The sequence below is a fragment of the Phaeobacter sp. B1627 genome (assembly GCF_006265095.1).
GTDB lineage: Bacteria > Pseudomonadota > Alphaproteobacteria > Rhodobacterales > Rhodobacteraceae > Epibacterium.
The window spans coordinates 1-12,548 of the sequence record NZ_VCNK01000047.1; the positions used below are offsets into that span (position 1 = coordinate 1).

The 12,548-nt window shown below is 62.9% G+C and carries 10 protein-coding genes; 4 read left to right on the forward strand and 6 right to left on the reverse strand.

The features are described 5' to 3' along the window. From iolD to FGE21_RS18675, 6 genes are all read right to left on the reverse strand, one after another. Window positions 1-1,821: 3D-(3,5/4)-trihydroxycyclohexane-1,2-dione acylhydrolase (decyclizing) (iolD, locus tag FGE21_RS18650; RefSeq protein WP_139664923.1), on the reverse strand; the 1,821-nt coding region annotated here is incomplete at its 3' end. Then, entirely contained in the window at window positions 1,818-3,731 is a 1,914-nt protein-coding gene (gene iolC / locus FGE21_RS18655) for a 5-dehydro-2-deoxygluconokinase (protein ID WP_139664924.1), read from the reverse strand. The genes iolC and iolD, both read right to left, overlap by 4 nt. Continuing rightward, window positions 3,731-4,510, reverse strand: coding sequence for an ATP-binding cassette domain-containing protein (locus FGE21_RS18660; protein WP_139664925.1), 780 nt, complete (start codon window positions 4,508-4,510; stop codon window positions 3,731-3,733). Before FGE21_RS18660 ends, iolC begins: the two co-directional genes overlap by 1 nt. Before the next feature lies 1 nt (window position 4,511). Then, complete coding sequence (locus tag FGE21_RS18665) at window positions 4,512-5,618, reverse strand: ABC transporter permease (RefSeq protein WP_139664926.1); 1,107 nt, start codon at window positions 5,616-5,618, stop codon at window positions 4,512-4,514. A gap of 96 nt (window positions 5,619-5,714) precedes the next feature. After that, window positions 5,715-6,641, reverse strand: coding sequence for a sugar ABC transporter substrate-binding protein (locus tag FGE21_RS18670; protein WP_139664927.1), 927 nt, complete (start codon window positions 6,639-6,641; stop codon window positions 5,715-5,717). Window positions 6,642-6,824: 183 nt separating this feature from the next. Continuing rightward, complete coding sequence (locus FGE21_RS18675) at window positions 6,825-7,661, reverse strand: MurR/RpiR family transcriptional regulator (RefSeq protein ID WP_139664928.1); 837 nt, start codon at window positions 7,659-7,661, stop codon at window positions 6,825-6,827. 89 nt (window positions 7,662-7,750) lie between these two features. Here FGE21_RS18675 and FGE21_RS18680 point away from each other — a divergent pair, with 89 nt between their 5' ends. The 4 genes from FGE21_RS18680 to FGE21_RS18695 all read left to right on the forward strand — a co-directional run. Further along, the gene (locus FGE21_RS18680) at window positions 7,751-7,930 is read left to right on the forward strand and encodes a hypothetical protein (protein ID WP_139664929.1); all 180 of its coding nucleotides are present in this window, start codon (window positions 7,751-7,753) and stop codon (window positions 7,928-7,930) included. After that, window positions 7,927-8,940 carry an inositol 2-dehydrogenase gene (gene iolG / locus FGE21_RS18685; RefSeq protein ID WP_176695487.1) on the forward strand — a complete coding sequence of 338 codons (1,014 nt, stop codon included), beginning with the start codon at window positions 7,927-7,929 and terminating at the stop codon, window positions 8,938-8,940. Before FGE21_RS18680 ends, iolG begins: the two co-directional genes overlap by 4 nt. Before the next feature lie 506 nt (window positions 8,941-9,446). Next, a complete protein-coding gene (locus FGE21_RS18690) occupies window positions 9,447-9,872 on the forward strand; it encodes a response regulator (RefSeq protein ID WP_139664930.1) in 426 nt (141 codons plus the stop codon). Window positions 9,873-9,963: 91 nt separating this feature from the next. After that, a partial coding sequence (locus tag FGE21_RS18695; RefSeq protein WP_139664931.1) for an ATP-binding protein occupies window positions 9,964-12,548 on the forward strand: 2,585 nt, incomplete at its 3' end.

Genomic DNA, 12,548 nt, shown 5'->3' on the forward strand with positions numbered 1-12,548 from the left:
CCGGGCACGCAGCTGCGCCTCATAGGCTTTGCGTTTCTCGCGGACCTCGTCGCGCTCTGACACCTCGGGCACTGCGACATCCCACCAATATCCGCCGTCGGGGGTGCTGGGATAGGGGTCGGTGTCGATGACCACAACGAAGGGACCGGAGGCGGATCTGGCCTCGACCAGGGCCGCTTCGAGTTCGGCGATGCTGTGCACATGCACGCTCCGGGCGCCCAGCGAGGCCGCATGGGCGGCGAAATCGATGCTGGACGGGGTGACGTGGTGGGAATGCTCCAGCAGGTTGTTGAACTCCGCCCCGCCGGTGCCCATCTGCAGCCGGTTGATACAGCCATAGCCGCGGTTGTCGGTCAGCACGATCGTGAAGGGGATGCCCAGCATGGCGGCGGTCGCCAGTTCGGAATTCGCCATCATATAGCTGCCGTCGCCGACCATGCAGATGACGTCGCGCTCCGGCTGCGCCATCTTGATCCCCATGGCGCCGGCGACCTCATAGCCCATGCAGCTGAACCCGTATTCCATGTGATAGCCCCCCGCACGCGGCGCCTTCCACAGTTTGTGCAACTCGCCCGGCATGGTGCCGGCCGCGCACATCACCACCGTGTCCGGACCCGACGCGCGCTGGACGGCGCCAATGACCTGCTGGTCCGTGGGCAGCGCATTGGCGTCCTCGGGCCGGTCGGTCAGCGGATCAACCGAGGCAAACCACGCAGCCTTCAGCGCGCCATCCGGGGCCCGTGCCGCAAAATCACCCAGCGCCTGCGACAGCTCCTTGAGGCCACGCAGCGCATCGCATTGCAGCGGCATCGCGCCATGCTTCATGGCGTCATAGGCCGCGACATTGAGGCTGATCAGGTTGCGCCCGGCATTTCGGAACAGGTTCCAGGAGCCGGTGGTGAAATCCTGAAACCGGGTGCCGACGCCCAACACCAGATCCGCCGCCTCGCAGATCGCATTGGCACTGGCGGAGCCGGTGACGCCGACGGGGCCGAAATTCAGCGGATGATCCCAGGCCAGCGCGGATTTGCCCGCCTGGCTTTCCACGACGGGGATGGCGTGGGTCTCGGCAAAGCGGCGCAGCGCGTCCGTGGCCTGCGCGTAATGCACCCCGCCACCCGCCACGATCACCGGAGCGCGGGCAGCGCGGATGGCTGCCACGACCGCCGCCAACTCGCCTTCATCGGCGCCAATCCGGCGCTGGTGCCAGAGGCGGGGCTCAAAGAAGCTGGCCGGGAAATCATAGGCCTCGGCCTGCACGTCCTGACAGAAGGCCAGACAGACGGGGCCGCAGTCGGCGGGATCGGTCATGGTCGCAAAGGCGCGCGGCAGAGCGGTCAGGAGCTGCTCGGGCCGGGTGATGCGGTCGAAATACCGCACCACGGGGCGGAAACAGTCATTCGCGCTGACGGTGCCATCGCCGAAATCCTCGATCTGCTGGAGGACCGGGTCGGGGCCACGGTTTGCAAACACATCCCCAGGGAGAAGGAGGAGCGGCAAACGGTTCACATGGGCCAGCGCGGCGGCTGTCACCATATTCGTGGCGCCCGGCCCGATCGAAGAGGTCACCGCCATTGCCCGACGGCGCCCCTGTTGCTTGGCATAGGCGATGGCGGCATGGCACATCGTCTGCTCATTATGGCCGCGATAGGTCCGGATCGCGTCGCGCGCGCCATAGAGCGCCTCGCCCAGGCCGGCCACGTTGCCGTGACCGAAGATCGCCCAGATGCCATCAAGGAAGGGCACGCCATCCTCGTTCAACTGGACCGAGATATATCTGACCAATGCCTGAGCGGCTGTCAGACGGAGGGTGCCGGTCATGAGGCTTTCCTTTTTACTTCGTCGCGGGCGGTGTCCCATAGAGCGCACAGGCGGGCGTATTTCTCAGCCATGTCGCTGACGATCTCGCCATCCTCTGCCTCACCCGCCATATAGCGCCGCGCCGCATCGCCGAAAATGGTACGGCCAACGGCGAAGCCTTTGACCAGCGGATAGCGCGCAGCGATCCTGAAGCTGGCGCTGAGCGTGCTCTCATCGGCCGCCAGCCCAAGCACGACGATGCCCCGGGTATGGGGGTCGTTTTCAGTGATGGCCTGGCAGGCATTGCGCCATGCGGCGTCGGTTGTCATCGGCTCCAGCTTCCACCAGTCGGGATAGACGCCGAGATCGTAGAACCGCCGGATGATCGTCGCGGTGGTGTCATCCGTCACCTCCGCCACTTTCGACGGGATCACTTCGAACAGGAATTCCAGCCGGTTGCGTCGCGCGGCGTGGAACAGGCGCGTGACGACGGCCTCCTGCTCGGCCTTCATTTCGGGGCTGTCGTCGGGGTGATAGAAACACAGGCATTTGACCACATTGTCCAGCGGCCATTCCGACAGCCCGCCGAAATCCGGTCCGATCTCGGGCTCAAGCGTCAGCGGGCGCGAGCCGGGCCACTCCACCGGGCGGCCGATCCACAGCCCCTGCCCCGCCGCCTTGTAGAGCGCATCGCGCCCCAGCCGACTGTCACAGAGCAGACCATAGCCCGGCCTGCCCGCGGCCACCTGATTGCAGGCCTCAAGGCAGAGCGTCTTGAAGGCGCCGATGCGGGCGGGCGTGGCGCCCTCCAGATCCTCAAGCTGCATCCGGTGATCAAAGGCAAAGACCCGCATCGTCGACCAGTCGCCTTTGCGGTTGGTGGACCAATGGATCTGTTCCAGCGCGCCATCCTTGCGCAGGGCCTTTTCCCTGATCCCGCGCTTGAGAAAGAACTGCAGTTCCGTCCAGGAGGGATAGGCCGGGGTGCAGCCGTGGCGCGACACCGCAAAGGCGCCGCAGGCATTGGCGTATTTCAGCGCCGTCTGCCAGCTCTCGTCGTCCAGCCAGCCCTTGAGCAGACCGGACATGAAACCATCGCCTGCGCCAAGCACATTGAAGACCTCGATCGGGAACCCCTGCCCGGCGATGCCGTCATCGAGGCTGTCGGGGATCGCATCCTCAAACGCCACAGCCCCCGCCGCGCCGCGTTTGCACACCAGCGTCGCATCGCAGACCGCGCGCACCGCCCGCAGGGCCGCGAGGGTGTCGGTGCTGCCCCCGGCGATATGGAATTCCTCTTCGGTGCCGACGATGAGGTCGAAATGATGCAGGGTCGCCTGTAGCTTCGCCGTCACCGCATCAGAGGCGATAAACCGGTTTTCCCCATCGCCATGGCCCGACAGCCCCCAGAGATTGGGGCGGTAGTCAATATCGAGCGCCCGGCGCGCGCCGTGTTTGCCTGCCAGTTCCAGGGCCTTGAGCACCGCCGCTTCGGTGCGCGGGTTGCTCAGATGGGTGCCGGTGACCACGACAGACCGCGCGCGGGCGATGAAATCCTCTTTGATATCCTCCTCGCACAGCGCCATGTCGGCACAGTTTTCACGGTAGAAGATCAGCGGAAACTGTTCCTGATCGCGGATCCCCAGCAACACAAGCGCCGTCAGGCGGTCAGGGTCGGTGACAATGCCGCCGTCATCCACCCCTTCGCGTTTCAGTTCTTCGCGGATGAACCGGCCCATATGCTCATCCCCGACCCGGGTGATGAGCGCCGATTTCAGCCCCAGCCGGGCGGTGCCCGCCGCGATATTGGTGGGCGAGCCGCCGATATATTTCTGAAAGCTGCCCATATCTTCGAGCCGCCCGCCGATCTGCGCACCGTAGAGGTCGACGGAGGACCGGCCAATCGTAATCAGATCCAGCGGTTTGGCCATCAAACAGTCCCTCCGAGCGAGCCTTCGAGAGAGGCCAGTTCCTGGCCGCCGGCCATGAGATCCTGCAGCTCCTCTGCGGTGATCTCGCCGCGCGCCGCCGTGCCCAGCGTCTTGCCCCGGTTCAGCACCGTGAAGCGGTCCCCCACGGCAAGGGAGTGGCGCACGTTGTGGGTGATGAAGACCACGCCCACCCCCTGTTTGCGCACCCGGTCAATGGTCGCCAGCACGTTCGAGGTCTGCCGCACCCCGAGCGCCGAGGTCGGCTCGTCCAGGATCAGCACCTTGGCCCCGAAATGCACCGCGCGGGCAATGGCGACCGTCTGGCGTTCGCCACCGGACAGGGTGCCGACCGCCTGATCGGGGCCACGCAGGTTGATGCCCATCTCGCGCATGGAATTGACGCAGATCTCGTTGGCGGTGTTGATGTCCAGCCGCTTGAAGGGACCGCTGCCCTTGGTCGGTTCCCGCCCCATGAAGAAGTTGCGGGTGACCGACATCAGCGGGATCATGGCAAGATCCTGAAACACCGTGGCAATGCCGGCCTCCATCGCATCGCGGGGACTGTCGAAATTCATCGGCTTGCCATCGAGCGTGATCGAGCCCTTGGTGGGTTTGTGCACCCCCGACATCGTCTTGATGAAGGTGGATTTCCCGGCCCCGTTGTCGCCCAGCAGGCAATGGCATTCGCCGGGCACCACATCAAAGCTGACCCCGGCAAGGGCGATGATATTGCCGAAATGCTTTTCGATGTTTTCCATGTGGATGATAGGTTTGCCCATATCAACGCTCCCCCGTCACGCGCTTGCGGATGTAGTTGTTGAACAGCACCGCGATCAGCAGCATGCCGCCCAGGAAGACCTGGAACCAGTCCTGATCAAAGTTGGTATAGCTGAGGCCGATGACAACCATGCCAAAGATGATGGCCCCGAAGAAGGCCCCAATGGCGGACCCGTAGCCACCGGTCAGAAGGCAGCCGCCAATGACCGCGGCGATGATCGCTTCGAATTCCTTCATGAAGCCACGGCGAGCATCGGTCGAGCCGGAGTCCATCACGGTGATGATGGCGACAAGAGCGGCGCAGCAGGCGGTGAGCATGAACAGCGCAATCTTGACCCGGCGCACGGGCACACCGGAATTGGACGCCGCATTGCGATCGCCACCGGCGGCAAAGATCCAGTTGCCGTAGGGGGTGCGCAGCAGGATGTAGGTCGCAGCCAGAGCGATGGCGATGAACCACAGGATCTCGACCGGGATGCCCGGCACCTTGGGCGTGCCGTTCTTGAAGGTCTCGACCACGCCGATGCGGGCCAGCCAGGCAAACACACCGGAAAAGGCATCACCCGAGAACAGCGGCGTCAGGAAATCGCCCTCGATGGCATCGCGCACGCCGCGCAGCTGGGTGGAGCCGCCGGTGGCGAGTTTCAGACCCACAAGAGACACACCGCGCAACACAAAGAGAAAGGCCAGCGTCACGATGAAGGACGGCAATCCGGTCCGCAGCACAATGGAGCCGTTGACCGCCCCAACGAGGGCCGCAAAGAGAAAGGTGATCGGGATCGCCAGAAGCAGCGGCAGCCCGAAGGTCACCACGCAGGATCCAAAGATCAACCCGGCAAAGGCCACCATCGACCCGATGGAGAGGTCGAACTCGCCACCGATCATCAGCATCGCCGCGCCAATGGCGAGGATGCCGAGCTGGGCCGCAGGTGTCATGAAATTCATGATCCCCGACAGGGTGAACATGGCGCTGTCGGCGGTGAATAAAAAGAAGATGGTGACAAGAACAACGCCGGCAATTGCGCCCAACTCCGGGCGTTTCATGAGCCGCGCGCCAAAGGACTCCTTCTTGAGCCGTTCGTCGGCAACGATCTGGGCTACATCGGTCATAGCTGCCCCCCACAGAATAAGATTGAATGCAAAGAGGCCGCGGCGCGGAACGCACCGCGGCCCAATACTGTGCAACTCGGTCTGGCCGTAGCCAGGTTAGCGGATGCCCTGCGCCGACAGCTCGACCACCTGAGCCGCCTTGTCCTGCGTGATCAGGTTCGGGCCCGAGGGTACGTTGCCGCCGGGGATCAGCCCGTAGTTGGCATTCAGCGCCAGGAAGATGACCGGCAGATAGCCCTGCAGGAACTGTTGCTGATCGATCCCGAATGCCGCACGACCTTCGTCCACGGCCTCAAGGAAGCCTGCGGACAGATCGAAGGTGGCGATGTTGATGTCACCGGTGCGGCCCGCAGATTCAACCGCCGCGATCGAAGGCTCACCCACGAGCGATGCGCCAAGCCCCATGATCGTGTCGATGTCGGGGTTGGATTCCAAAGCCGCCTTGACCTTGGCTTCGACCTCGGCCGGATCGTTCTGAGTCGGGATCACATCGACGGAGCCGCCGAACCCTTCGGAGAAGCCCGCACAGCGCTGATCAAGCGAGACATTGCCGACTTCCTGGTTGACGCAGATGCCGACAGAGCCGCCCATCGATGCGAGCTTTTCGCCGGCGGCCTTGCCCGCGTCGAATTCATCCTGACCGACATGCAGCAAGGCGCCAAGCCCCTTGGAGACATCCGACCCGGAGTTCATCGAGATCACCGGAATGCCCGCTGCGACGGCGCGTTCGATTGACGGCCCGAGCGCATCGGCGTCGGGGATCGACACCACCAGACCATCGGGTTCCTGGTTCACGGCCGCATCGATCAGCTGGCTCATCGCGACCATGTCGAATGTCTCCGGCGCGCGGTAATCCACGGTGGCGCCGGAATCTGCGGCTGCCTTGTCCACACCGTTCTTGACCACTGACCAGAACGGGTCGTTGGCCTGCCCGTGCGAGACCACGATTATGTCCTGTGCCAGAGCCGGCGTGGCCACTGCAAGTGCGACTGCCGTGGCAGCCATTTTTACGAAATTGGTCATGTGTCCTCCCTTGACCGTTTGGGCCTTGGCCGTGTGGGCGATCCTCCTCGCCCGGTACCGGCCTGGCCGCTTCTATGGCGTCACGACCCTGGGCCGATCAGCGCATCCTCCACGAAACGACGCGATTCTATTCGCGCTCTCAATGGAATTTATGTTCCATTTTTCAATAAAGCAACAAAAACTTCACCCAGCGTCACTTCGCGCGGCCCCCAGCGCCACGGCAATGGTGGTGACAATGGTCATCGACGCGGTCGGAACCCGAAAGGCGCCGACGTCTACCTCGCGGGCGACAAGCTGCGCTTCGGAAATCTTGCCAAGCGGGCAATCCGCAGAGTCGGTCAGAAGAAGGACAGGCACCCGGGAGCGATGGGCGGCCTCGACAAGGCTGCGTGTCTCGGGGGCGAAGGGCGCGAATGTGACAGCAAACACCAGGTCACCCGGCTGGATAGTGGCCGAGAATTCGATCCCCGCCGCCCCGCTGTGGACCACGCAGGGCACGCCCATCTTTTGCAGCATATACCCCATGTAGCTGACCACAGCATAGGCCCGTCGCATGCCGACCAGATGCACCGTGCGCGCCTGATCGAGGCGATCGACCATCTGGGAGAGCACCTCCATATCCGTCATATTAGACAGGTAAACCAGCGACTTGTGACCAGCCTCGACAAAGTCCGCGAGAAGGCGCGCGCTGCCATTTCCGCCGCGCGCGCGCAGATGGCTGAGACGCTCCGCATAGTCGGGCCGGGACTGTGCATATTCCGCGCGAAACAGCGCCTGCATCTCGGAATACCCTGAAAAGCCAAGCGCCTGACAGAACCGCATGAAAGCAGAAGGCGCGACACCGGCCGCCGACGACATATCCGCCACCGTGGTCACCGCAACCAGGTTGATGTTGGCACGCAGATACTCGGCACATTGCCGCAGCCGTTTGGGCATGGTGGCCGACATGCGGTCTAGCCGCGCCAGCAATTCCGAGATATTTGTCGGCGCGGCCTCTGCACCCTGATTGTGATCTTCCAAGATTGAACTCCCTCTTGACAGGCTATGCTAGAAGAGTAATGACGTGAATGGAACAAATATTCCGATATTTTCAGATTGGGGTGTCAGCTATGAACACGTTGGGCCTAGGCCTAATCGGCAGCGGCGGCATGGGCAAGGCGCATGCGCAGGCCTGTCGCGCCGCGCCTCCCCCGACCTTGCGCCACGCCCGGCTTCTGATCGTCGGCGGCGCCTTCGGAACGCGCTTGCGTCCGGCCGAAAACTCCTACGTCCCGAAAGGATTGACATGACCCTGAACGTCGCTCTCTTTGGCGCTGGCCGGATCGGCAAGGTCCACGCCGCCTCGATCAAATCCGACCCGCGCGCGCGCCTGGTCGCCGTCACCGATGTCATGGAGGAGGCCGCGCAGGCGCTGGCCTCCGAACATGGAATCACGGTGCGCAGCGCGTCGGAGATCCTGGAGGATAAAAGCATCGACATTATCCTCATCGCCTCCTCCACCAACACCCATGCGGACCTCATTGAACGCGGCGTCGCGGCAGGCAAGGCCGTCTTTTGCGAAAAACCCATCGATCTTGATCTGGAGCGCGCGCGCCGGGTCCGCACCAGCGTCGCCGCCTCCGGCCGGCCGGTCATGATGGGGTTCAATCGCCGGTTCGACCCCAACTTTTCCAGTCTGCGCACGGCATTTGTGGCCGGAGAAATCGGCAAGGGCGAATTGCTGGCGGTCACCTCCTATGACCCTGCCCCGCCGCCCGTCAGCTACGTCAAGGTCTCGGGTGGCCTGTTCCGGGACATGATGATCCACGACTTTGACATGTGCTGCTGGCTGTTCGGCCTGCCGGATAAAGTGACCGCGACCGGCTCCTGCCTGGTGGACCCCGAGATTGGCGCAGCGGGCGATATCGACACCGCCGTTGTCATCCTGCACTACGGCGACGGGCGCATTGCCACCATCCGCAATTCGCGCCGCGCCGTCTTTGGCTACGATCAGCGACTGGAGCTTCTGGGGTCCGAGGGCATGCTGTCGGTGGAGAACCAGCTGGAGACGACGGTGCGCAAATCCACCACCGCCGGGGTGCAGTCTGCCAAACCGCAGCTGTTTTTCCTGGAACGCTACATGCGCGCCTATGAGACCGAATGGGCCGCCTTTGTGGACGCGCTGAGCAATGACACCCCCATGCCTGCCACCGTACAGGACGGCGTCAATGCGCTGGCTCTGGCCGAGGCCGCCAACCTGTCGCTGACAGAAGGGCGCACCGTGACCGTTACGGCGCAGATGACCGGGCAGGCCGGATAAAGCCGGAAGACGGCAGAAGAAAAAGCCCCCCGCCCGGTCGCGATTCTCGCCTGCCATAGCTTGACGCTGCTGTGCCCCTGTCACTTTGGCACTCGACAGAGGGAGCCAAACGGCAGGGAGGCAAACAACAGGGAGGCGTTGAGCGCCTCCAGGACCTGGCCCGCGTGGGGTGCCTTGCCGTTGGTTAGGGCTGGGCTGCACCGGAGTTCAAAACGTTGCGCTGTCGTCCGATCGCCAGGCAAGTGAGCCTGCCCTATCGGGGTGGCCCTGAACCACTGATCCACCGAACCTGCGCGTCCCACTCTGGCGGACCTCTGGCGAACAAGGAGTGGAGAGCCCCCAGTCGCCCGCCAGACGCAGCCCAGACCGCGATATGGCGGGCCGCTCGGCGATATTTTCGCGTCAATTGATCATTTCTCGCGCCCGACTCAACCTCCGGGCAGACCTCACGTGTATACATTTCCCCACAAGGTGATAGGCTTGCAGTGTAATGAACAGAAACAGCGATGTTGAGTGTTATGCCGCATGTTATCATTGCCGACGACAACCGGGAATTCCTCGAATTGCTTGCGACCTACTGCAGTCGGGCAGGATGGACCGTGGAAACCTGTCGCGACGGTGCCGAGTTGATGCACGTCGTGGCAGCAGGCTCCGAGCCCGGATTGCTTCTGATTGACGTGATGATGCCGGTTGTTGATGGTATCGAAGCCATAGAACGGATCTGCGACTATCCGCGCCCGTTGCGGGTTCGGTTTATGTCGGGCGGAGACAGCGCCAATCTGATCGCCGCAAAATTAATTGCAATGGCGCGGGATATGAGTGTCGGGCGAAATATTTTCAAACCGATCGAAAGAGCCGAATTTCTGAGCATCCTTGCCGAAGAAGAAGAGCATCTCCTCAGGTTCGGATCGAAAGCAGGTGTCGGCAGTTGACCGGTTCTCGGACCCCCCAATGGCCATCGTCGCCTGAGGGGGCTGCCGGTGACCTGCCCCGACGCCCCCCTGCCCTGGCCGGAGACCGGATTTGATCGTTCCTGCGATCCAGAGCCTGTCAGCTCTGACCATCTCGGGGCTGTTTTTCTATATCATATTCGCATCAAGCAAGATCCGGCGGCGCCCTGGGCTGCGGGGGGCCCTGTTCGGCCTGACGGTGGGGGTTCTGATCATTTTTCTGGGGTTGAGCTCGTTTCAAATTCAGGATCTGAAAACGCCAGTATCCGCAAAACCCGGCCCACTGTTGTTTGCGGGGTACCTTGGTGGACCGCTTGGCGCCTTGGTGGCCAGCTGCCTGAGCATCCTCTACAGACTATCGGTGGGAGGTCCTGCGCCTGCCCTGATCATTGGCACCCTCATGCACGTCGGGTTGATCCTGGTCGGACTGGGTGTCCGGGTGCTCCTCCCCCCCAGAGAGTGGCCACATGTTCGCGGCGCCGCCATCTGGGGAATGATCGTCGCCTATGTGGCGTTTCAGACGGTGCCGATCATCACCCTCGGGCTGTTTACCTCGAACGGCGAAACGATCGAAACCATCCTGTTCAACGTCGGGTTTGTGTTCGGTCTGGGCATCCTCTCCATCCTCGTGACATGGCAAGCCATTGCTCTGGCGCATCGTTTCGCCATGCAGACCAACGAAAGAATACGAATGGCCGCCCGGCTGGACCTGGCGTTGCGCACATCGGGCATCGGGCTGACCAGCCGGTTGGAAAGCAGCGAGTTCATCGATGTGGATGACGTCTGTCTCGAAATCTTCGGCCTCGACACCCACACCGCCGGCCCCATTCCCGTCAGGGATATGTGGAAGGCCGTTCACCCCGAGGACATCGAGCGCGTCCGATATATCGTCGAAACCCTGTTCCCCGAAAAGCTGAACCATACTGTTCTGGAGTGTCGTGTGATCCGCCCGTCCGACGGCGAAACCCGGCATGTGCTGGTGAATTTGGGCAGCGCCCTGGACCCGGAGACCGGCGAGCGGGAGCTGATAACCGCGATTTCCGATGTGACCGAGCTCCGTCAGATGGCAGCCACCCAAACCGAAGCATTGGGCCGGGTGGAAGCCGTCGCGAACAATATGCCCGGTGTGATCTATCAGGGCATCTGGTCGCCCAAAGGTGCGGTGAAGCATCTGTACCTGAGCAGAAAGTCCAGTGAATATTGGGGGATAGAGCCCCAGCAGGCCTATGACGACCCTGACATTCTGAATGCAGGAAAGTCCCTGACCGAAGTCAAAGCCGACGGGCAGGCCTTTTATGAGGCGGCACGCACCGGCGCACAGATATACAACCGCACCGAATCTCGCGGCCGTTGGATCGACTTTCACGGCTCTGCCACGATGATGGCCGGGGATCGTTTCCGGGTCGATGGCGTGGTGGTGGATGTGACCAAGGAGGTTCTGGCCCTGGAGGACGCGCAGCACCAGACCGAGCTGGCCAACCGGGCGCAACGCCTCGAAAGCATCGGTCAGCTCACCGGCGGAGTCGCGCATGATTTCAACAACCTGCTCGCCGTCATCATGGGCAACCTGGAGCTGCTGGCAGAAGACCTCGACGATCCGGAGCAACAGCGCAGGGTGGCTGCGGGTCTGGAAGCCACACGGCGCGGGGCCAAGTTGACGCGTAGTATGCTCGCCTTTGCCCGCCGCGCACGGCTGGATCCCGAGCCTCTGGACCTCAATACTGTAGTCCGCCATGCCCAGACCTGGATGCACCGGGCCCTGCCTGCCACCGTCGATCTGGAGACGTCGCTTCTGGCCGGTCTCTGGCAGGTCCGGCTGGATGCGGCTTCGCTGGAAAGCGCGGTCCTGAATTTGTTGCTGAACGCCCGTGATGCAATGAACGGGCATGGCAAGCTGACCATTGAAACCGCAAATGTGCGGATCGACGAAGCCTATGTGGACCGTCGCGACCAGGAGCTGCGCCCCGGCCGCTACGTCATGCTTGCCATCAGTGACACCGGGTGCGGGATTCCTCCCGCGGCGTTACACCGGATCTTTGAGCCATTCTACACCACCAAGGGACCGGGCGAAGGATCGGGGATCGGGCTGTCCATGGTCGAGGGGTTTGTCAAACAGTCCGGCGGCACGGTGCAGGTCTATACCGAGCAGAACCAGGGCACGACCTTCAAGCTCTATTTCCCCGCGACCAATGCGAAGGAAAGCCACTCTGCCGAGGCAACTCCTGGCCGCGTGTCCATGGAGGCCAATGGTCTGCGGATCCTGTTGGCGGAAGACGAGACAGCAGTGCGCGAGGTTCTGGTGTCAACACTGACATCTGCCGGGTTCGATGTCACGGCAGCGGCCAGCGGGGACGAAGCGTTGTCGATCTACAGCGCCCGGCCACAGTTCGATGCCCTCATAACCGACATCGTCATGCCGGGCACCTTGCAGGGCACGGATCTTGCACAGGCTTTGCGGAAACTCGACCCGGATTTGCCGATGATTTTCATGTCCGGCTACGCCAGCGAGGCCACGGTGCACGGCAACGGCCTGCGTCCCGAGGATATTCGCCTGATGAAGCCGGTGCCGCGAAATGAGTTGCTGACGGCCCTGGCCCAGGCGTTGCGCCGCGCCGGCCCCCTGGCGTCGGGCCCCCGGGTAATCCCCCCTAAAAATAG

Coding starts and splice junctions, on each gene's coding strand:
- iolC (WP_139664924.1), bottom strand. CDS start 3,731: ATGGCCAAACCGCTGGATCTGATTACGATTGGCCGGTCCTCCGTCGAC.
- FGE21_RS18660 (WP_139664925.1), bottom strand. CDS start 4,510: ATGGGCAAACCTATCATCCACATGGAAAACATCGAAAAGCATTTCGGC.
- FGE21_RS18665 (WP_139664926.1), bottom strand. CDS start 5,618: ATGACCGATGTAGCCCAGATCGTTGCCGACGAACGGCTCAAGAAGGAG.
- FGE21_RS18670 (WP_139664927.1), bottom strand. CDS start 6,641: ATGACCAATTTCGTAAAAATGGCTGCCACGGCAGTCGCACTTGCAGTG.
- FGE21_RS18680 (WP_139664929.1), top strand. CDS start 7,751: ATGAACACGTTGGGCCTAGGCCTAATCGGCAGCGGCGGCATGGGCAAG.
- iolG (WP_176695487.1), top strand. CDS start 7,927: ATGACCCTGAACGTCGCTCTCTTTGGCGCTGGCCGGATCGGCAAGGTC.
- FGE21_RS18690 (WP_139664930.1), top strand. CDS start 9,447: ATGTTGAGTGTTATGCCGCATGTTATCATTGCCGACGACAACCGGGAA.